We start from the raw sequence: 21,005 nt of genomic DNA on the forward strand, positions 1-21,005 counted from the left end.
CCCCGCAGCACTGCCGGAAAACCAGCAGGCTGCGGGGCATTTTATAATGCTTTTATTTTTTATTGTGCTTTCCGAAGCGGTACTCTTTGCCCTCACGGATGCGCTGGATATTGGCGCGGTGCATATAGATCACCATGCCGGACATAAAGCCGGAGCCAATGGCGCACACCAGCATATCACCGGCGGCATAGCCCTGCAGGGAACCGTAAATGATCGTCAGCACCGGGTAGAGTGCTGCCATGGCCACGCTGCCCAGCGACACCATGCCGGTGGGGATCAGGCACACCAGAAAGATAATGGCCAGAAACGGCAGCAGCACCGGCTGGATGGCCAGAATGGCACCAGCTGCCACCAGCACGCCCTTGCCGCCTTTGAACCCGAAGTACAGCGGGTACAGATGGCCCAGCACTGCAAAGATAGCGGCCAAATAGACACCCAGATACGGCGAAACGCCGGCATCGGCGGGCAGCATGTGGAACAGCCACCGGCCGATGCACACGGCCAGCACGCCCTTGAGCACATCGCCTGTCGCGGTCATGGCGGCAGCCTTCTTGCCAAAGGTGCGCAGCATGTTGGTCATGCCGGCCGCACCGCTGCCATGATTGCGCACATCGTCATGATATACGAATTTGCTGACGAGGATGCCGGTATCCACACTGCCCAGCAGGTACGCCTGCAGGATGGTGGCTGCGGCGATCAGGATCGCTTTCATCATAGAAACGGATGCCTCCTTTGCGGGCGCTTACACGTCCTTTGCGCCCACTTCGCCGGAGCCGCGCTCGCGGATCACCAGACGGATGGGGGTGTGTTCCAGACCAAAGTTCTCGCGGATCTGGTTGATCAGATACCGCTGGTAGCTGAAATGGAACAGCTGCTTCGAATTCACAAAGGCCACGAACGTGGGCGGGCGGGTGGATGCCTGAGTCAGATAGAAGATCTTCAGGCGGCGGCCCTTGTCGCTGGGCGGCTGCATCCGGGCTGTGGCGCGGGCCAGCATCTCGTTCAGCACGCCGGTGGGCACGCGGGCACCGTTCTGGCTGTCCACATCGCGGATCAGCTGCATGAGCTTGTTCACGTTGTAGCCGGTCTGAGCCGAGATGAAGATGATAGGAGCATAGCCCATAAAGCTGAAGCACTCGGCATAATCGCGGCGCTGCAGCTCCATGGTGTTGGTCTCCTTGCCTTCCACCGCGTCCCACTTGTTAACGACGATGATGCACGCCTTGCCCTGATCGTGGGCGTAACCGGCCACCTTGCTGTCCTGCTCGGTAAAGCCGACGGTGGCATCCACAAGGATCAGCGCCACGCGGCTGCGCTCCACAGCGGCCAGTGCGCGCACTACCATATAACGCTCCAGACCGTCGGTGATGTTGCTGCGCTTGCGCAGACCGGCGGTATCGGTAAAGATGAACTTGCCGTAAGCGTTGTCCACCGGGGTGTCAATGGCATCACGGGTGGTGCCCGCCTCGTTTGCCACGATCATGCGGTTCTCGCCCAGAATGCGGTTGGTCAGGCTGGACTTGCCCACATTCGGGCGGCCGATGATGGCAACCGGGATGCGGTCCTCTTCCACCACCGTCTCGCTGAAGTCCAGATGGGCGCACACAGCGTCCAGCAGGTCGCCGGTGCCGTGGCCGTGCACGGACGAAATGGGCATCACCTCGTCAAAGCCGAGGTTGTAGAACTCGTACATCTCCATGGGGGCATCGCCCACCTTGTCGCACTTGTTCACGGCCAGAATGATGGGCTTGTGGCTGCGGCGCAGCATGTGGGCCACATCCTCGTCCGCGGCGGTCAGGCCGTCGCGCACGTCCACCACCATGATGATGCAGTCTGCAGTGTCAATGGCGATCTGGGCCTGCTCTCGCATGTGGGCCAGAATGCCCTCGGTGGCCTTGGGCTCAATACCGCCGGTGTCCACCAGCAGGAAGTCGTGGCCGTTCCACTCGCAGTTGGCAAAAATGCGGTCACGGGTAATGCCCGGCGTGTCCTCCACAATGGCAAGGCGCTGACCGCACAGCTTGTTGAACAGGGTGGATTTGCCCACGTTAGGGCGGCCCACCACTGCTACGATCGGTTTGCTCATAGGGGTTCCTCCTTTCTATAACAAAAGGTTTTATGCTCTTCTTCTCCTTGCAATGTGCAGGCCGCTGCGCAGCAGGGCGCGGGCTTCGTCGCCGCCGGAGGTCGGCAGCACCTCCACCTTCACGCCAAGGCGCTGGGCCAGCTGGTCAGTGGTGATGTCGTCCAGAAAGGTGTCTTTTTCCTCCCGCAGCATCACGGCGGGCACGCCCAGCGTGCCGCTGGTCAGCTTGCCCTCGCACTGAGCAATGATATCGGTCGCCGTTACAAGCCCGGCCACACCCACATTGCCGCCGAAGAATTTGTTCTTGATGGTGTGCACCGTCACCTCGACCATGGGGTACTGGCGGTGCAGCTCAGCCATCATCTGGTGGATGAGCGGCGAAGCCATTTCGCCCGTGACCACGTCCATCTTTTTGGTGCCGTAGATGCGGTGGGGCTTTTCCAGCTCCGCCAGAAATTCCGAGGCATACAGGCGCATCATGCCCACGCCGTTTTCCAGCTGGTCGAAGTCCTCGTAGAACTCTTCCGGCGGGATGGGCCTGCCTGCCTTGAGGTACCATTCATCACTGGGGTAAATGATGCGCTTGCCGTGGCGGCGCTTGCACTCATCGCCGAATTCTTCCATGATGTCGATGACTTCGGCGCTGGTCTTTGCATCATACGGTGTCTGCTTGAACAGCTTCTCGCGGTAGTCCGTCACACCGCAGGGCACCGCCGCAATGCTCTGCACCATAGGGGTCAGCTCCAAAAGGTCGGAGAGGGTACGGCGCAGCTCGTCGCCGTCGTTGATGCCGCGGCACAGCACCAGCTGACAGTTGACGGCGATGCCACCCTCCACCAGGCGGGGCAGATACTTGAGCACCTCGCCGCCGCGCTTGTTGGCCAGCATCCGCACACGGAGCTGCGGGTTCGTGGTGTGCACTGAAATGTTGATGGGCGAAATGTGCATCTTGATGATGCGGTCGATCTCGTGGTCCTGCATGTTCGTCATAGTGATATAGTTGCCGAACAAAAAGGAAAGTCGCTCGTCATCGTCCTTGAAGTAAAGGCTCTCGCGCATACCGGGGGGCAGCTGGTCGATGAAGCAGAACATGCAGTGGTTGGAGCAGGAGTGCTTCTGATCGCCCAGATAGGTCTGGAAATCGCAGCCAAAGGGGCCGCGCTCCGTGCGCTGCACATCCCACTCGCGGATGCCGTCTGCCACCCTTGCTTTCAGGTGGAAGCTTTTGCTGTCGGTGTAGAAATCGTAGTCCAGACTGTCGTTCAGCTCGTTTTCGTCCACGCTCAAAAGCTCGTCACCCGGGCCAAGGCCCAGCACTTCCGCTTCGCTGCCGGGTTCCACCCGTGCGATTTTCATTGCCACCGCATCCACCTCCTTTCAGACAGAACAAGAAGGGGAAGGCATGCGCCCTCCCCTTCTGTACATAACACCATTATGCCACCAATTACGCGCAAATTAGGCCTTCTTGATGACTTCCTCGCCCTTGTAGTAACCGCAGTTGCCACATGCCTGGTGGGGGAGCTTCAGAGAGCCGCAGTTGCTGCACTTGACCAGTGCGGGGGCCTCCAGCTTCCAAACATTGCTGCGACGCTTGTCGCGGCGGGCCTTGGAAAGATGTCTCTTAGGTACTGCCATATTTTTGCACCTCCTTGATGGGTTTATCAGTTCAGCAGTGATTTAAGGATTGCGAGCCTTGTGTCTACGGGAGCTTCGGCATGCTCTGCCGGCTGGCAAGTGCACTCCGCCTTCTTTTTGCCGCACACGGGGCAAAGCCCGGCGCAGTCGGCACTGCAAAGCAGCACCGTGGGAATCTGGAACATAAACTCCTGATTGAGCCATTCATCTACATCCAGATGTCCTTTTTCGTCCAGCGGAAGGTCAAAATCCGGATCATCCAGATCCCGTTCCTTTACCGTCCACTCCGTATCGACCGTCTCCTCCCGAATGACCGGGTCCAGACAGCGGGCGCACTCTCCGTGCACCGATGCGTTTGCCCGCAGTGTCATCCGGACCTCGTCGCCGTCCGTCTCCGCTTCAAAAACAGCGGTGACCGGCTGCGGGATCCTTGCCCCGGCATAATCATGTGCAGATAAATCACACTGAAACTCTGCATGATAGGGTTGTCTGCCGGTGGCGATAAACTTTCTCAGGTCAAATTGCATAGTACACCTCTAAAAGGCTGCTTTGTTAGTATAGCGCCAACGCAGCCCTTTGTCAACACCAAAACAGGCAGAAAACCGAAAAAATTTAAATTTCCCGGTTCTCTGCCTGTTCAAAGTAGTTCAGATCCCGATTTTCCGGAATTACAGGTACTTCTTCACATCGTGGGGCAGTGCAGCCTCGTCAGCGCTGACGGTAACGGTCACCTTCACGCTGTCGCCTGCAATGGCTGCCATCTCGTCCAGCACAACGCCCAGACGGTTGATGTCATGATCCAGCACCTTCAGGATGCCGTCAATGTACAGGTCGGTGATATCGTAGTTGCTTGCCATCAGGCCGGCAACAAAGCCGTACAGCATTTCGCCGCCGGAGATCTTGTACTCGTCCAAGTCGATCAGACGTGCAGCAGGAGCGATGTCGTAGGTGAGCTTCATGCCCTTTTCAACGACGACCACGTTGCCCTTGGAGGTCTTGACCGCATCATTGATCTGGTCGATCATAGCCTTGGTCTTGCCGGAGCCCTTGGTACCAACAATCAGTTTAATCATAGTTCAGTCCTCCTGTATTTTCCACGCCTTGCGGCGGGAGATCATTTTTATTTACTTCAGCTTTGCTTCCAGCTCGGCGGTCAGGCCTTCGTAGCCCGGCTTGCCCAGCAGAGCAAACATATTCTTTTTATAGCTCTCAACGCCCGGCTGGTTGAAGGGATTAACGCTGAGCAGATAACCGCTGCAGGCACATGCACGCCAGAAGAAGTAGATCAGGTAGCCCACATTGTAAGCGGTCAGGTCGTCCACCTCGATCAGCACTTCGGGCACGCCGCCGTCGGTGTGGGCGAGGATGGTACCCTCCATGGCCTTGCGGTTGACAACGCTCATGTTCTGGTTTGCCAGGAAGTTCAGGCCGTCAAAGTTGCCTTCCAGCGGGTCGATGAACAGATCCTGTGCAGGCTTCTTCACGTCCACGATGGTCTCGAACATGGTGCGGGAGCCTTCCTGAATGAACTGACCCATGGAGTGCAGATCGGTGGAGAAGATGCAGCTTGCGGGGAACAGGCCCTTGTTGTCCTTGCCCTCGCTCTCGCCGAACAGCTGCTTGTACCACTCGTTCATCAGGGCGAAGTCCGGCTCGTAGCACTCCAGAATTTCAACGCTCTTGCCCTTGCGGTACAGGATGTTGCGGATGGCAGCATACTTGTAAGCGTCGTTGTCCTTGCTCAGAACGGAGAAGCGCTCCATGGAATCGGCAGCGCCCTTCATCAGGTCGTCGATGCTGATACCGGCAGCAGCAATGGGCAGCAGGCCCACAGCGCTCAGCACGGAGTAGCGGCCGCCCACGTCGTCGGGGACCACGAAGGTGGGCCAGCCCTGTGCGTCGGCCAGCTGCTTCAGGGTGCCCTTGGCACGGTCGGTGGTGGCGTAGATGCGCTTGTTGGCTTCTTCCACACCCATCTCCTTTTCCAGCAGTTCACGCAGCACGCGGAATGCCAGAGAAGTCTCGGTGGTAGTGCCGGACTTGGAAATGACGTTGATGGAGAAGCGCTTGCCCTTGCACAGGCTGATGATGTTGTTCAGGTAGGTGGGGCTGATGCTGTTGCCGCAGAAGTAGATCTTGGGGCCATTTTCCAGCTCGTTGTGGAACTGGCCCTTGACGGCCTCGATGACAGCGCGTGCGCCCAGATAGCTGCCGCCGATGCCGGCCACCACCAGCACATCGGAATCCTCGCGGATCTTTGCGGCGGCTTCCTTGATGCGGGCGAACTCTTCCTTATCATAATCACGGGGCAGATACATCCAGCCGAGGAAATCATTGCCCGGGCCGGACTTTGCTTCCAGCTGGTTATGGGCAGCTTCCACCTGCGGATAGATGGCTGCATATTCCTCTTCGCTGATAAAGCTGGAGAGGTGTTTGGTGTTCAGTGCGACACTCATTTTATTATAACCTCCAAACGATTTGCCGGGCCTTTGCCCTGCGAGGAAATATCTTGGTATAAGTGTACCGTTCCCTCCGGGCAAAGTCAAGGTCAAAATCCTTGGATTTCATACAATTTTAATAGTGTTTTTTTGTTTCTTCATCCAGAATTGTTCACACAGACAGTTCCACGCAGCTTACCGCAGCGCGCTTTTGTACGCTGAAGCGTGCATTCAGTTTTCGCAGCCGGTCAAAGCGTCCCACAACAGGCCGAATGCGGTGCCAAAGTCCATTTTTTCAGCATCGGCAGCGGCGCGCACCTCGTACTCGCCCAGCTGGGTCTCCCCGCTCAGGATGCGCACCGTGCCAACGGTCTGGCCCAGCTGCACCGGTGCTTCCAGTTCCTGCGGCAGATCCAGCTGCGCGGTGAGGGCGGCGGCGTTTTCCTTGGGCATCAGCAGCGTTTCGGGCAGAGCGGTGTAGTCCAGCGGTACGCTTTCCTCTGCACTGCCCTTTACTTTTATAAGAAGAGGCCGGTCCTCCATGGCGGGCAGCGGCACGGCGGCGTAGGCCGCAAAGCCGTAGTCCAGCAGGGTGGTGGCCGCTGTGAACCGCTCCGAGCTGGAGAGCGACCCCAGCACCACGGCGATGAGGTCCAGCCCGTCGCGGGTGGCGCTGGCGCTGATGCACACGCCCGCGCCGCTGGTGGTGCCGGTCTTGAGGCCGGTGATGCCGTTATACCGCCGCAGCAGCTTGTTGGTGTTCACCAGCTGGGTGGCACCTCCGCGCAGGGTGTCCGTCCAGATGCCGGTATAGTGCAGCACCTCCGGGCAGGTGTTCAAAATCTCGCGGCTCATGATGGCAACATCGTGGGCGGTGGAAAGATGCCCTTCGGTGTCCAGCCCGCAGGCATTGTGGAAGGTGGTGTTCACCATGCCCAGTTCTGCTGCGCGGGCGTTCATCATCTGCACAAAGCCCGGCTCGCTGCCGCCCACCAGCTCTGCCACAGCCACAGCGGCATCATTGGCAGAGGACACACAAATGGCTTTGATCATCTCGTCCAGCGTGAACTGCTCCCCCGGCTCCAGCCAGATCTGACTGCCGCCCATGTGGTAGGCATGTTCACTTACCGGCACCAGCGTGTCCATGGCAATGCGGCCGTCGTGCACGGCTTCAAAGGTGAGCAGCAGGGTCATTACCTTGGTAATGGATGCAATGGGCATCTGCTGGTCGGCGTTCTTTTCATATAATATAGTGCCCGTCTGCTGGTCGATCAGGCAGGCGGCGCGGCAGGGCAGCTCCAAGGCAGGCTGTGCCGCCGCGGGCTGCACCGGCTGGGTCGGGTCTGCAGCCGCCTGCACCGCCGGGTTTTGCTGCCGCAGCCCATTGCCCTGCGCCGTGCCAAAGGCCAGCGCAAACAGCCAGAAGCACACCACCCCTGCACACAAAAGCGCCAAGTTTTTCCGCTCCATTTCGGTCCCTCCCTGCGCAATGTCTCTTGCTGAGAGAGTATGCAGGGGCCTTTTTGTTTAGAATATCCTGCGCCCGCACCGCAGCCTGCATTTTTTATTTTGTCTTTTTCTACAAAAGGGCTTGACTTTTGTCCCCCTTATAGTGTAAATTGGAGATGGCCCAAAAAGGCCGTATTGCTTCATTTGTGGAATTATTTTTAGGAGGATACTATTATGAATATTTCTCGTCGTTCTTTCCTGAAGCTCGCTGGTCTGACTACCGTTGCTGCTGCAAGTGCTTCCATGTTCACCGGCTGCGGCAGCCTGAAGCCCGTTACCATCGTTTACATCTATGAGGGCACTGACGCCGGCATCAAGACCAAGGTCGAAAACCTGAACAAGGACAAGACCAAGACCACGTACATCCCGTTCATGTCCAGCACCGACTACGCAAAGGGCTTTGTTAGCAGCTACCTGAAGGGCACCGGTCTGGTCGTTGATACCGACGAGGGCAAGACCACTTACAAGGTTGCTACCGAGGGCGAAAACAAGGGCAAGCTGGTCGTTTACGTCAAGGTTGCATCCTGATTACCCAGAAGTTCCATACGAGAGACGGGCGTTTGCCCGTCTCTTTTTGTTTTGCCCGCTTTCCAGCAAAAAAGTGCCTGCTGCTGTGTATCCGCTCTTGCGCCGCACCGCCGCTGTGATATATAATAAAGAGCAATGCAAACACCACCCCGTTTTTTGTCGAAAGGATATCCCCTCATGCGAGTTTGTTTTTATACCCTTGGCTGTAAGGTCAACCTGAATGAGACCGGCGCGCTGGAACAGATGTTCCGCGCCAACGGCTTTACCATTGCGCAGGAGAACGAGCCTGCGGATGTTTTTGTGGTGAACAGCTGCACCGTGACCAACTTTGGCGACCAGAAAAGCCGCAAGTGGCTGCGCCGCAAAAAGCGCGAAAACCCCGGCGCGGTCACGGTGCTTACCGGCTGCTACCCGCAGGCTTTCCCGGAGGAAGCCGCCCAGTTCACCGAGGCCGACCTTGTGTGCGGCAACGGCGACCGCAAGGCCATTTTAGATAACGTTCTCAAGCTGCTGGACGGCCATGAGCGCATTGTGGCCATCACGCCCCACCAGCGCGGCGAAAAATTTGAAGAGCTGCCCGTGGAGCGGTTCGAGACCCACACCCGTGCCTTTATCAAGGTAGAGGACGGCTGCAACCGCCAGTGCGCCTACTGCGTCATCCCACGGGCCCGCGGCCCGGTGCGCAGCCGCGACGAAGCCAGCATCCTTGCCGAGCTGCGCCAGCTGGCGGCTTCCGGCTACCGCGAGGTGGTGCTCAGTGCCATCTCCCTGCCCAGCTACGGTCTGGATACCGGCACCAACCTTGTGGAGCTGGTGGAGCACTGTGCTCAGGTGGAGGGCATCCAGCGCATCCGTCTGGGCAGTCTGGACCCGGATATGCTCACGCCGGAGTTCATCACCCGCCTTGCCGCCGTGGAAAAGCTCTGCCCGCAGTTCCACCTGAGCCTGCAGAGCGGCTGCACTGCCACCCTGCGCCGGATGCGCCGCGTGTACACCGCCGAGCAGTACGCACAGGTGGTGGACCAGCTGCGCGCCGCCTACGGGGAGCGCCCGGTCAGCTTTACCACCGACTGCATCTGCGGCTTCCCCGGCGAGACGCAGGCCGATTTTGAAGAGAGCTGCGAATTCCTCAAGAAAATCGGCTTCCTCAAGGTACATGTGTTCCCCTACTCCCGCCGCAGCGGCACCCCGGCCTACGACTTCCCGGAGCAGGTGCACGAGCGGGAAAAGCAGGAGCGCAGCCGCGTGATGAACGCCATTGCCGAGGAGGTACGCCGCGAAGTGCTGGCCGCCTATGTGGGCACCGAGGACGATGTGCTGCTGGAGACCCCGCTTTCCGGCACGCTGTTCACCGGCTACACCCGGCTGTACATTCCGGTGGTGGTGTCCGCCCCCGGCCACGAAAGCGGGCAGATCGTGCACGTAACGCTTGGCGAGTACGACGGCGAGCGCGTCCGTGCAGCACTTTGCTGAGTTTACGCGCTTAAAACTGTTGATTCTGTACACGAGGACGAATACAACAAATTTTTAACAAATTTTGCGTTTTATCCCTTTTCATCCGGCACGCTTTATGCTAAAATGAAAGTGGATCATCCCGGGCACAGCGCTGTTTGCAGCAGTGCGTTACCAATGTGCCCTGTAACGCGCCCGCCCTGCGCGGCAGAACGCTGTCGGCAGCCGGGTGCAGCCCGTTTGTTTTTAGCAAAGCAAGGAGAGAATTGGAATGAGTTTCAGAGGAATCAATACCACGGTCATCCAGATCCGCCGTCAGGTGTTCACCGAGGTGGCACGCATGGCTTACGCCAACGTCAAGGGCGAGCAGGCCAACCACCTGATGCGCAAGATCCCCTACACCATCATCCCCGGCGAGGAAGGCAAGCTGCGCAAGGACATCTTCCTGGAGCGCGCCATCGTTGAGGAGCGCGTGCGTCTGGCCATGGGCCTGCCCACCCGCCGCATGGACGAGCACAACAGTGTCGTCTCCGGTCTGGAGGATGCTTCCATCGCCGATAAGTATTATGATCCCCCGCTGGTGAACGTGATCAAGTTTGCCTGCAACCGCTGCCCGGAAAAGCTGGTCAAGGTCTCCGACCTGTGTCAGGGCTGCCTTGCCCACCCCTGTATGGAAGTGTGCCCCAAGAAGGCCATCACATGGGAGAGCGGCCGTTCCATCATCGATCAGGACAAGTGCATCAAGTGCGGCCGCTGCGTCGGCGTGTGCCCCTACAACGCCATCGTCAAGACCGAGCGTCCCTGCGCTGCAGCCTGCGGCATGGGTGCCATCCACTCCGATGAGCTGGGTCGTGCCGAGATCGATTACAGCAAGTGCGTTTCCTGCGGCCAGTGTCTGGTCAACTGCCCCTTCGGTGCCATTGCCGACAAGGGCCAAATCTATCAGCTGATCCAGGGCTTCAACCGCGGCGACCGCATCTACGCGCTGGTGGCTCCCGCCTTCATCAACCAGTTCCCGGGTCTGGCTTCCACCGGCAAGCTCAAGGCCGCCCTGAAGGCCGTCGGCTTCTACGATGTGGTGGAGGTTGCCATTGGTGCCGACCTGTGCACCGTGGACGAAGCACACGACTTCCTGGAGGAAGTGCCCGGGAAGCTCAACTTCATGGCAACTTCCTGCTGCCCGGCATGGAGCATGATGGCAAAGACCGCTTTCCCGGATCTTGCCAAGAATATCTCCATGACCATGACCCCCATGGTGTTCACCGCCCGCATGATGAAGCAGAAGGACCCCGAGGCCCGTATGTGCTTCATTGGACCCTGCGCCGCAAAGAAGCTGGAAGCTTCCCGCCGCACCGTCCGCTCCGATGTGGACTTCGTGCTCACCTTTGAAGAGCTGGCCGGTATCATCGAGGCCAAGGATGTGGACACCAGCCTGCTGGAAGTGGACGAGGCCGAAGCTCTGCACGCTGCATCCGCAGCAGGCCGCGGCTTTGCACAGTCCGGCGGCGTTGCCAAGGCTGTTGCCGATAAGATCAAGGAATGGCACCCGGATATGGATGTCAAGATCGCATCCGCACAGGGCCTTGCCGAATGCAAGAAGCTGCTCATGCTGGCCAAGGCCGGCAAGTACAACGGCTACCTGCTGGAAGGCATGGGCTGCCCGGGCGGCTGCATCGGCGGCGCAGGCACCATTGCCGACCCTGCACGCACAGCCATCCAGCTGAACAAGTACGTCAAGGAAGCTCCCTTCGCCGACCCGGAGCAGAGCCCCTTTATGAGCGAGATCCATGTGCTGAAGGACGACCCCGACTTTGAACTTTAAGCGCTGATTTTTCAAGAACCGCTTCTCCTGCCGGAGGGGCGGTTCTTCGTCATCTTCGCCCACTATATTTTATCAATGTGCAACATTTCTGTGAAAGCTTCACGAAGCGGATTGACAATTTTGCACAGCCATGCTATTTTAGCATTGACAAACTGGTATTACCGCAATTGTTCAACGCCGCCTCTGTGGCAGGAAAGGCAGATCATTCATGACGAACACTTATAAGCGCGTAAGCGCCGCCCTGCTCTCAGTGCTGCTGCTGTGCATGTTCACCTTTGGTGCAAGCGCTGCTTCCAGCCTGAACGTAGGCATTAAATTCTGGAAAGAAAAATCCGATAAGGAATCCATGGCCAACACCGGCATCGATGCCAGCCGTGATGTCACCCTCACCCGCCAGTCCAACGGCACCTACACGCTCACCCTGCCCATCCAGCAGGTAAGCAAGATGGGTGTCACCGGCTGTCTGTCCGGCCTGACCATTGGTGATGTGACCTACACCGGCACCATCTCCGGCGATGTTGCCAAGGGCACCGGCGTGCTCACCATCAAGAACATGCCCGCCTCGGTGCTGACCGGCAGCGATGTGAACAAGGCACTCACCGTTACCTGCAACATTCAGATGGATCTGAGCGTGCTGGGCGAGATCAACACCACGGCCCGCATGTGCATCTGGAACAAGTAAGCTTTTTTCAAGCAAAGAACGGCGTTCCTCACCGGAACGCCGTTCTTTGCTTTTATCACTCCATGTGCTTTTCCACAAAGTCGCCAACCATTTTGTCCAGCTGCAGCACAGCGTTCTCGGCACCCTTCATCACCTTGCGGGTGGTGCGGCGCAGCTGGCGCTGGTTCTGGGTGGCGGCCATCACGCCCACGGCACCCAGTGCCGCCCCCGCGGCCATGCCAAGCAGCATTCCGGAAGAACTGGTTGATTCATGTTTCATAGTAAAACTCCTTTCGGTGAAAAAGATCCGGTCTCCGGTGTTATTATTTCCTGTAAACTATCTGGTATCCGCTTTTTTTATGCAGAAGTTTGTGGTATACTGTTCTACGATGTTTTAATGGGCGGGTGTGCCCGGCTAAAAAGCGCACTGCTCATTCCGCATACTGGTAAGGAGGTTCCTTATTTGATACACCCTGTTGAACCCAAAAAAGTCCTTTGCATCCACGATCTTTCCGGCATGGGACGCTGCAGCCTTGCAGTGATTCTGCCGGTGCTGTCGGTCATGGGCGTGCAGCCGGTGGCCCTGCCCACGGTGGTGCTTTCCACCCACACAGGCGGGCTTGGCACACCTGCACGACTGGACGGCTGCGCCTACGGCGAACAGGCGCTGGAGCATTACCATGCGCTTGGCGTGGAATTTGACTGCATCTATACCGGCTATCTGGGCGGTGAGGATCAGGTGGCACTGGCCGAAAAAGCCTTTGCCCTCTGGCCCGCAGCCAAAAAGATCGTTGACCCGGTCATGGGCGACAACGGCAAGGCTTACTCCACCGTAACGCCTGCTTTGATCGATCGCATCCGTGCACTGTGCGGTGCTGCCGATCTGATCCTGCCCAACTACACTGAGGCACAGATCCTGCTGCAGCGCCAGCCGCAGACCGAGCTGCTCACCGATGAAGCCGCACAGGCTCTGGCTGACGAGCTGACCGCTCTGGCCCCCGGGGCTGTCGTCACCGGCCTGCCGCTGGGCAAATACATCGGCTGTGCAGGCAGCGGAAAAGACCGCTTCCTCATCAAAAAGCTGCACATCAGCCGCAGCTTTCCCGGCACCGGCGACCTGTACGGTGCGGTGCTCATCGGCTCGCTGCTGCAGGGCAACGCCCTGAGTGCCGCCGCCGACAACGCTGCCGAGTTCGTGGCGCTTTCCATCCAGAACACGCCCGCCGCGCAGGATACCCGCTACGGGGTCTGGTTCGAGCCGCTTCTGCCGCGCCTGTGCCCGGCAAGCTCGGCAGAATAAGGGGAGGTACACCGATGAACGAAAAGCCAACCTTGAACATCGTTCTGGTGGAGCCGCGCATCCCGCAGAACACCGGCAATGTGGCCCGCACCTGTGCCTGCACTGCCTGTCGGCTGCATCTGGTAGGCCCCATGGGCTTTGCCATCGATGATAAAAAGCTCAAGCATGCTGGTCTGGATTACTGGCACTACCTCGACATCAGCTATTACGACAGTCTGGACGAGTTCTTTGCCAAAAACAGCGGCCCCTATTACTATTTTACCACCAAGGCACCGCAGCGCTACACCGATGTGAGCTACCCGGACGGTGCATACCTCGTGTTCGGACGCGAGGATGCTGGCCTGCCCGAAGCCTTGCTTGCCGCCAATCAGGAGCACTGCATCCGAATGCCCATGCGCGACACCTGCCGCAGCCTGAACCTTTCCAACAGCGTGGCCGTGGGCGTGTATGAAGTGCTGCGCCAGTGGGACTTTCCGGAGCTTTTGGACCACGGACACTTACGAGACTACGAATGGAAATGAGGGATATTATGAGCAAGATTGCGATCCTGACCGATTCCTCCTGCGATATCCCGCAGGAGATGGCCGAAAAATACGGCATCGACATCATGAGCTTCCACATCCTGCTGGACGATGTGGACTACGTGGAGCGTGAAAGCTGCACCAACACCGAATTTTACGATAAGATGCGTGCCGCTAAGGGCGTGCCCTCCACTGCCGCCATCACCCCCATCCAGTTCTGCGAAAAATACTGCCAGTACGTGGACGAGGGCTATACTGATGTCATTCATGTACCCATCAACAAATCCGGCTCTTCCACCTACAATAACGCCCTCATGGCACAGGGGATGCTGCGGGAAGAGCGCCCGGAGCACCACTTGAAGATCCATCTGCTGGACCCCCACACCTATTCCATGGTGTTCGGCTGGTATCTGTGCGAAATGGCCCGCAAGCTGAAGAACGGCGCAGAGATCAGCCATGTGATCCGGGAGTTTGAAAAGCAGATGGACTGCATGGAGATCGTTCTGGGCCCTTACAGCCTGAAGCAGATGAAAAAGAGCGGACGCATCTCTGCCGCTGCTGCTGTTATGGGCGAACTGATGGGCATTCGTCCCATCATCACCCTGATCGACGGCAAAACCAAGGTGGAAGCCAAGGTACGCGGCGATGACAAGGTGGTGCCCGCCATGGTGGAGCTGTGCAAACAGCGCAGCGAAGGCGTGGAGAACTTTGATTATATGATCGGCCACACCAACATCCCGCAGGCAGCGGATCTGGAAAAGGCCTGCCGCAAGGCCTTTGGCAAGCCGCCGCTGCTGGTGTTTGAGCTGGGCGGTGTCGTTTCCGCAAACACCGGCCCCGACACGGTGGCTCTGGTATACACCGGACACCCCAGAGGGTAACACACGATTTTAATAGCCTCCGCTTTCGCTCTGGCTATTTCAGCGGTAATTTTATTTTTATTTTGAGGTTCCGAAAAGCCTGCGGGCTTTTCGGAACCTCTTTTTTCACCGGAAGGGTCCAAACCAAAAACTGCATCTGTACCTGATTCTGCGAAAATTCGTTGCAATCTGCCAAAAATTATGCTATACTGCCTTTTGCTGTGCTTTTTGTGCGGCATCCTTTCAGAGCAACTTAGGATTTTAGGCTCCCCGGCGTGTCTCGAACCATGCCGGGCCAAACCCACAGGGGCTGGCGGCCCTGTGCGGTCAAAATCATCCCGCTGGAGTATTATCATGAATCAGAATCCTTCTGTCCGTAAACTGGTGCGCTGCGGCGTGGTCGCAGCCATTTATGTTGTTCTCTGCATGGCTCTGCAGCCGCTCTCCTATGGTGCGGTACAGGTGCGTGTGGCTGAGGCGCTCTGCCTGCTGCCGGTGTTCGGTGCCGAGTACATTGCCGGTGTGGTACTGGGCTGCTTTTTGGCAAACCTGCTGGGCTCCACCATCGTGGATGTCATCTTTGGCACCCTTGCCACCCTGCTGGCCTGCCTTGTCACCTACAAGCTGCGGAACATCCGCATCAAGGGTCTGGCTATGGCGGCTTCCCTGCCGCCGGTGCTGTTCAATGCCGTGATCATCGGCATTGAGATCGCCGTCATGTTCCCGGACCCCACCTCCAGCGCTCCCATCTGGCTGGCCTGCATCACCAACGGCATCTCCGTAGGCATCGGCGAGCTCATCAGCTGCACCGTTCTGGGTGTGCTGCTGGTGAAGATCATCGAGAGCAGCAAGGCCCTGCGCAAAATTTTTGCAGCTTAATGACCGCAAGGAGGTTTCCATGCAGGCAAACGGAATGATCTTCTGGGACTGGAACGGCACTTTGATGGATGATGTTGATTTCACCCACAGCTGTCTCAACTGGATGCTGGAGACCCACGGTTATCCGCAGCGGTACGATCTTGCCGCTTACCGGGAAATTTTCGGTTTTCCCATTGAGGAATACTACACCCGCGCCGGTTTCAACTTTGCAAAGCACCCTTATGCAGAGCTGGCCGAGCGCTTTATGGAACATTATAACGCAGGTGTGGATGCCTGTCCCCCCTCTGCACACGCTGCCGAAACGCTGGCCGAACTTTCGCGCCGGGGCTGGCGGCAGAGCGTGCTTTCCGCCTCCCGCCGGGACTACCTGATCGAGCAGGTAGCCGCACGGGGCCTGCAGGCCTATTTTACTGAGTTGCTCGGCCTTGCAGACATCTATGGCGTAAGCAAAGTGCAGGTGGGCAAACAGTGGCTTGCACAAAGCGGCATCGCCCCTGCTGCCTGCGTGATGGTGGGCGACACCCAGCACGATGCCGAAGTTGCAAAGGCCCTTGGCACAAAATGCGTGCTCTACACCGGCGGCCACCAGTCCCGCGCGCGGCTCGAGGCTGTGTGCCCGAATGTCATCGACGATCTGGCACAGCTGCCGCAGCTGCTGGAAACCTTATAATGTACATCTGACCACTTCTGATTTGCAAAAATCAGAGGTGGTTTTTGTTTTAGCTGGCTCGCCCTCTCAGTCTCGCATTCGCTCGCCAGCTCCCCAAAGGGGGAGCCTTTGGCGAAACCGGAAACTTTGCATGGATTGCCAAGGCCTCCCACTTTGGGGGAGGTGGATGCGACCAGCGGGAGCAGACGGAGAGGGCAAGGCTGTTCGCCTCCACCACATATCTTTTCCTTTTATGAACCCCCTTCCAGCGCAAATTTACAGAAAATTCATTCAAAAGCCGGCTAAAATAACCTTGCAGGTTTGACGCGTCTGCCGCTTTGGTGTATCATATATGTGTGTATTTATGTCTATCTCCGGGAAGCATTTTCCCGAATTTGATCTATGAGGTGTTACCAATGTCCCTTGTTGAAAAACTCTTTGGCAGCTTCTCGGACCGAGAGCTGAAAAAGATCAACCCCATTGCCAAGCAGGTGCTGGCTCTGGAAGAAAAATATGCCGCCATGCCGGATGCCGACCTGCAGGCACAGACCGCTGTGTTCAAGCAGCAGCTGGCCGACGGCAAGACCACCGATGATATCCTGCCCGATGCCTTTGCCGTCTGCCGCGAGGCCGCATGGCGCGTGCTGGGCATGAAGCACTTCCCTGTGCAGGTCATCGGCGGCATTGCCCTGCACCGCGGCGATATTTCCGAGATGCAGACCGGTGAAGGCAAGACTCTTGTGGCTACCCTGCCCGCCTACCTGAATGCCCTCACCGGTGAGGGCGTGCATGTTGTCACCGTCAACGATTACCTTGCCAAGCGCGACAGCGAGTGGATGGGCAAGCTCTACCGCTGGCTGGGCCTTTCTGTCGGCCTGATCGCACAGGGCATGGACGGTGATGCACGCCGCGCCGCCTATGCTGCCGACATCACCTACGGTACCAACAATGAGTTCGGCTTCGACTACCTGCGCGACAACATGGTGACCTATAAGGCCAACATGGTGCAGCGCGGCCACGCCTATGCCATCGTCGATGAAGTGGACTCCATCCTGATCGATGAAGCCCGCACGCCCCTGATCATTTCCGGCCGCGGCGAGGATTCCTCCAGCCTGTACACACAGGTGGACCGCTTTGTGCGCACCCTGCGCAAGAGCGTGGTGGTAGAGCTGGAGGATAAAGTCTCTACCGACGAGCAGACCGACGGTGATTACGTCGTGGACGAAAAGCACAAGACCTGTACCCTGACTGCCAGCGGCATCAAGAAAGCGGAAGCCTACTTCAAGGTCGAGAACCTTGCCGCCGCCGAGAACATGACCCTTGCCCATCACATCGATCAGGCCATCAAGGCTTACGGCGTGATGCAGCGGGACATCGATTACGTGGTCAAGGATGGTCAGGTCATCATCGTGGACGAGTTCACCGGTCGTCTGATGATCGGCCGCCGCTACAACGAAGGCCTGCATCAGGCCATCGAAGCCAAGGAGGGCGTGAAGATCGCCGCCGAGAGCAAAACGCTGGCTACCATCACCTTCCAGAACTACTTCCGCATGTACAAAAAGCTGTCCGGTATGACCGGTACCGCCAAGACAGAAGCCACCGAGTTCACCGAGATCTACGGCCTGAACATCGTTACGGTGCCCACCAACCGCCCCCGTCAGCGCATCGATTATCCGGATGCCATCTACAAGACGGTCAACGGCAAATACAATGCCGTTATCCAGCAGGTGCTGGAATGCCACCAGAAGGGCCAGCCCGTGCTGGTGGGTACGGTCAGCGTGGAAAAGAGTGAGACCCTTGCCAAGATGCTGCAGAAATACACCCGCGACTTCAACGTGCTGAACGCAAAGAACCACGAGCATGAAGCCGAGATCGTGGCGCAGGCCGGCAAAAAGGGTGCCATTACCATTGCCACCAACATGGCAGGCCGTGGTACCGATATCATGCTGGGCGGCAACGCCGAGTTCATGGCCAAGGCCCAGATGCGCAAGGAACACTTCTGCGAAAACCTGCTGAACCCGGAAAAGCCCGAGGATGCCGACCCGGCTGCAGTGGAAATGCTGCTGACCGAAGCCAACGGCCACGGCGATACCGAGGATGCCAACATCCTTGCTGCCCGCAAGCGCTTCGATGAGCTGTACGCCCAGTGCAAGCCCCAGATCGATGCCGAAGCTGAGCAGGTGCGCGCTGCAGGCGGCCTGTTCATCATCGGCACCGAACGCCACGAGAGCCGCCGCATCGACAACCAGCTGCGCGGCCGTGCCGGCCGTCAGGGCGACCCGGGTGCTTCCCGCTTCTACCTGAGTCTGGAAGATGACCTGATGCGCCTGTTCGGCGGCGACCGCGTTTCCAGCCTGATGGATACCCTCAAGATCGATGAGGACACTCCCATCGAGAACCGCATGATCACCAACACGCTGGAAAGCGCCCAGAAAAAGCTGGAAGGCCGCAACTTCGAGATCCGCAAGAACGTGCTGAAGTACGACGACGTGATGAACCAGCAGCGCGAGATCATCTATGGTCAGCGCCGCAAGGTGCTGGATGGCGAGGATATCAGCACCGAAATGCACAAGATGCTGCGCGAGAACATCGATTCCAGCTGCGACCAGTTCCTGGCCGGTGATGTGAAGGACGACTGGGACTTTGGTGCCCTGCGCCGCCACTATCTGGGCTGGCTGACCACCGAGGAAGACCTCCACTACACCGTGGCCGACTTTGACGATATCTCCCGCAAGGGCATTGCCGACCAGCTCTATGACCGCGGCATGAAGATCCTCGCCGACAAGGAGCAGCGCTACGGTGCTCCCATCATGCGTGAGCTGGAGCGCATCTGCCTGCTCAAGTGCGTGGACCGCATGTGGATGGACCACATCGACAACATGGACCAGCTGCGTCAGGGCATTGCGCTGCGCGGCTACGGCCAGAAGGACCCCGTTGTGGAGTACCGCATCGAGGGCTTTGACATGTTCGACCAGATGGTGGATTCCATCCGTGAGTCCAGTGTGAAGATGCTGCTGACCATCGAGATCCGTCAGGCCGGTGCTGCCCCCAAGCGTGAGCAGGTGGCAAAGCCCACCGGCGAAGGCTTTGTGCCCGGCAACGGTGCACCCGGTGCCAAGGGTGCACCCCACGGCCAGCCTGTGCGTGTCATCAAAATTGGCCGCAACGACCCCTGCCCCTGCGGCAGCGGCCTGAAGTGGAAAAAGTGCACCTGCGCCAAGTACCACCCGGAAGGCACATCGACGAACGAAAACTAAGTAAAAAACCTCTCAGGCTCTGCCATAAGGCAGGGTCTGGGAGGTTTTTGATAAAATAGAGGGAGTTGATTTTGAAATGATCACACCGGAAGAACTGCTCACTGCCGCAAAAGAGCTGGAAACCCAGCTGCGCACATGGCGGCGCACCCTGCACCGCCACCCGGAGGTAGGCTTTGACCTGCCCGAGACAAAAGCGCTGGTGAAAAAGGCCCTGACCGAAATGGGCTATGCCCCGCAGGACTGCGGCAAGTGCGGCGTACTCGCGCTGGCGGGCGGCAAGCACCCCGGCAAGACCATCCTGCTGCGCGGTGACATGGATGCTTTGCCCATTCAGGAGGAATCTGGCGAAGAATTTGCTTCCGAGGTGCCGGGCAAGATGCACGGCTGCGGCCACGATATGCACACCGCCATGATGCTGGGTGCGGCAAAGCTGCTCAAAGAACACGAGGACGAGATCGAGGGCACCATCAAGCTGGAATTCCAGCCTGCAGAGGAGATCTTTCAGGGTTCGCTGGACATGCTGAAAAACGGCCTGCTGGAAAACCCGAAGGTGGACGCCGCGGTCATGTTCCATGTTCTGGCCGGGATGCCCCTGCCCGTGGGCACCGTGCTGGTGCCGGGCGGCGGCATCACCATGGCAAGCTGTGAGCAGTACCACATCACCGTACACGGCAAGGGCGGCCATGGCTCCATGCCCAACGCCTGCATCGACCCCATCACCGCAGCGGCCCACATCCACATTGCCCTGCAGGAGATCAACAGCCGTGAGCTGGACCCCGCCAAGTTTGGCGTGTTCACCACGGGCCGGTTTGAAGCTGGCAAGACATCCAACGTCATCCCGGATTCTGCCGATATGTGGGGCACTATCCGCACGGTGGACCCCGAAGGTGCCGTGAGCGAGCAGATCCACCAGCGCATGACCGAGATCGCGCAGGGCGTGGCGGCAGCCTATCGCTGCACTGCTGATGTGGAGTTCAGCGACCACTGCCCCTGCATGGTGGTGGATACGCCTCTTGCCAAGAATGCCCTGACCTATATGACCGAACTGCTGGGCCGTGGTGCCATGGATATGACCGTCCTCACCGGCGGCAAGCCCGGCGGCGGCAGCGAGGACTTTGCCTTTGTCAGTCATGAAGTGCCTACCGTGAGCATGTTCCTCTCCGCCGGAAATGCCAAGGAGGGCTATGTTTACGGCCAGCACCACCCCAAGGTGCGCTTTGACGACAGCGTGCTGTACGAGGGCGCAGCAGCCTATGCCTATATGGGCCTGCGCTGGCTGAGCGACCACAAGGCATAACCATTCGGAAAATTTATCATTTATTTGAACCTCCGAAAAATCTGCGGATTTTCCGGTGGTTCTTTTTCACGGATGGGTTCGGAGCAGCACGCTGCATCTCTTAAAAATCGC

General features: G+C 58.4%; 20 protein-coding genes and 1 riboswitch. Of the genes, 11 read left to right on the forward strand and 9 right to left on the reverse strand.

Going from position 1 to position 21,005, the window contains the following annotated elements:
• Positions 1-52: 52 nt before the first annotated feature.
• The 8 genes from plsY to DXA66_RS01090 all read right to left on the reverse strand — a co-directional run bounded on the left by plsY (position 53) and on the right by DXA66_RS01090 (position 7,629).
• On the reverse strand, positions 53-715 hold the full coding sequence (gene plsY / locus DXA66_RS01055) for a glycerol-3-phosphate 1-O-acyltransferase PlsY (RefSeq protein WP_005944253.1): 663 nt from the start codon (positions 713-715) through the stop codon (positions 53-55).
• A 27-nt stretch (positions 716-742) separates the two neighbouring features.
• Positions 743-2,086, reverse strand: coding sequence for a ribosome biogenesis GTPase Der (der, locus tag DXA66_RS01060; RefSeq protein ID WP_005944256.1), 1,344 nt, complete (start codon positions 2,084-2,086; stop codon positions 743-745).
• Between the two features lie 30 nt (positions 2,087-2,116).
• The gene (locus DXA66_RS01065) at positions 2,117-3,442 is read right to left on the reverse strand and encodes a DUF512 domain-containing protein (RefSeq protein ID WP_118526274.1); all 1,326 of its coding nucleotides are present in this window, start codon (positions 3,440-3,442) and stop codon (positions 2,117-2,119) included.
• Positions 3,443-3,541: 99 nt separating this feature from the next.
• Positions 3,542-3,721, reverse strand: coding sequence for a 50S ribosomal protein L32 (gene rpmF, locus DXA66_RS01070; RefSeq protein WP_005920250.1), 180 nt, complete (start codon positions 3,719-3,721; stop codon positions 3,542-3,544).
• A 26-nt stretch (positions 3,722-3,747) separates the two neighbouring features.
• Positions 3,748-4,248 (reverse strand): DUF177 domain-containing protein, encoded by a 501-nt coding sequence (locus DXA66_RS01075; RefSeq protein WP_097781644.1) that lies wholly within the window; start codon positions 4,246-4,248, stop codon positions 3,748-3,750.
• A gap of 141 nt (positions 4,249-4,389) precedes the next feature.
• Positions 4,390-4,794 (reverse strand): hypothetical protein, encoded by a 405-nt coding sequence (locus tag DXA66_RS01080; protein ID WP_005944262.1) that lies wholly within the window; start codon positions 4,792-4,794, stop codon positions 4,390-4,392.
• 51 nt (positions 4,795-4,845) lie between these two features.
• Positions 4,846-6,177 (reverse strand): glucose-6-phosphate isomerase, encoded by a 1,332-nt coding sequence (locus DXA66_RS01085; RefSeq protein ID WP_097775285.1) that lies wholly within the window; start codon positions 6,175-6,177, stop codon positions 4,846-4,848.
• Positions 6,178-6,390: 213 nt separating this feature from the next.
• The gene (locus DXA66_RS01090) at positions 6,391-7,629 is read right to left on the reverse strand and encodes a D-alanyl-D-alanine carboxypeptidase family protein (protein ID WP_118526276.1); all 1,239 of its coding nucleotides are present in this window, start codon (positions 7,627-7,629) and stop codon (positions 6,391-6,393) included.
• 213 nt (positions 7,630-7,842) lie between these two features.
• Between DXA66_RS01090 and DXA66_RS01095 the strand changes: the two genes are divergently transcribed.
• From DXA66_RS01095 to DXA66_RS01110, 4 genes are all read left to right on the forward strand, one after another.
• Positions 7,843-8,196: a twin-arginine translocation signal domain-containing protein gene (locus tag DXA66_RS01095; RefSeq protein WP_118526278.1), complete on the forward strand. Its 354-nt coding sequence runs from the start codon at positions 7,843-7,845 to the stop codon at positions 8,194-8,196.
• Between the two features lie 177 nt (positions 8,197-8,373).
• Entirely contained in the window at positions 8,374-9,669 is a 1,296-nt protein-coding gene (gene mtaB, locus DXA66_RS01100; RefSeq protein ID WP_118526280.1) for a tRNA (N(6)-L-threonylcarbamoyladenosine(37)-C(2))-methylthiotransferase MtaB, read from the forward strand.
• A 250-nt stretch (positions 9,670-9,919) separates the two neighbouring features.
• Complete coding sequence (locus DXA66_RS01105) at positions 9,920-11,470, forward strand: 4Fe-4S dicluster domain-containing protein (RefSeq protein WP_005944276.1); 1,551 nt, start codon at positions 9,920-9,922, stop codon at positions 11,468-11,470.
• A 208-nt stretch (positions 11,471-11,678) separates the two neighbouring features.
• Positions 11,679-12,152 carry a pilin gene (locus DXA66_RS01110; protein WP_118526282.1) on the forward strand — a complete coding sequence of 158 codons (474 nt, stop codon included), beginning with the start codon at positions 11,679-11,681 and terminating at the stop codon, positions 12,150-12,152.
• A 55-nt stretch (positions 12,153-12,207) separates the two neighbouring features.
• Here the strand turns inward: DXA66_RS01110 and DXA66_RS01115 are convergent, their stop codons facing one another.
• Positions 12,208-12,411 (reverse strand): hypothetical protein, encoded by a 204-nt coding sequence (locus DXA66_RS01115; protein WP_044954007.1) that lies wholly within the window; start codon positions 12,409-12,411, stop codon positions 12,208-12,210.
• Between the two features lie 183 nt (positions 12,412-12,594).
• On the opposite strand from DXA66_RS01115, the gene DXA66_RS01120 reads away from it, so the two are divergent.
• The 7 genes from DXA66_RS01120 (at position 12,595) to DXA66_RS01150 (ending at position 20,894) form a co-directional block, all read left to right on the forward strand.
• Complete coding sequence (locus DXA66_RS01120) at positions 12,595-13,431, forward strand: bifunctional hydroxymethylpyrimidine kinase/phosphomethylpyrimidine kinase (RefSeq protein WP_242702906.1); 837 nt, start codon at positions 12,595-12,597, stop codon at positions 13,429-13,431.
• Between the two features lie 14 nt (positions 13,432-13,445).
• Positions 13,446-13,952 carry a tRNA (cytidine(34)-2'-O)-methyltransferase gene (locus DXA66_RS01125; RefSeq protein ID WP_005944287.1) on the forward strand — a complete coding sequence of 169 codons (507 nt, stop codon included), beginning with the start codon at positions 13,446-13,448 and terminating at the stop codon, positions 13,950-13,952.
• Entirely contained in the window at positions 13,943-14,833 is an 891-nt protein-coding gene (locus DXA66_RS01130; protein WP_118526286.1) for a DegV family protein, read from the forward strand. Before DXA66_RS01125 ends, DXA66_RS01130 begins: the two co-directional genes overlap by 10 nt.
• 225 nt (positions 14,834-15,058) lie before the next feature.
• A riboswitch (PreQ1-III riboswitch) is annotated at positions 15,059-15,159 on the forward strand.
• Positions 15,160-15,166: 7 nt separating this feature from the next.
• On the forward strand, positions 15,167-15,691 hold the full coding sequence (locus tag DXA66_RS01135) for a QueT transporter family protein (RefSeq protein WP_118526288.1): 525 nt from the start codon (positions 15,167-15,169) through the stop codon (positions 15,689-15,691).
• Between the two features lie 19 nt (positions 15,692-15,710).
• Complete coding sequence (locus DXA66_RS01140) at positions 15,711-16,361, forward strand: HAD family hydrolase (protein ID WP_118526290.1); 651 nt, start codon at positions 15,711-15,713, stop codon at positions 16,359-16,361.
• 395 nt (positions 16,362-16,756) lie between these two features.
• Entirely contained in the window at positions 16,757-19,597 is a 2,841-nt protein-coding gene (gene secA, locus DXA66_RS01145; RefSeq protein ID WP_097776564.1) for a preprotein translocase subunit SecA, read from the forward strand.
• A 76-nt stretch (positions 19,598-19,673) separates the two neighbouring features.
• The gene (locus DXA66_RS01150) at positions 19,674-20,894 is read left to right on the forward strand and encodes a M20 family metallopeptidase (RefSeq protein ID WP_097776563.1); all 1,221 of its coding nucleotides are present in this window, start codon (positions 19,674-19,676) and stop codon (positions 20,892-20,894) included.
• Positions 20,895-21,005: the final 111 nt, after the last annotated feature.

Source organism: Faecalibacterium sp. OF03-6AC, assembly GCF_003478175.1.
In the GTDB taxonomy this organism is placed as follows: domain Bacteria; phylum Bacillota; class Clostridia; order Oscillospirales; family Ruminococcaceae; genus Faecalibacterium; species Faecalibacterium taiwanense.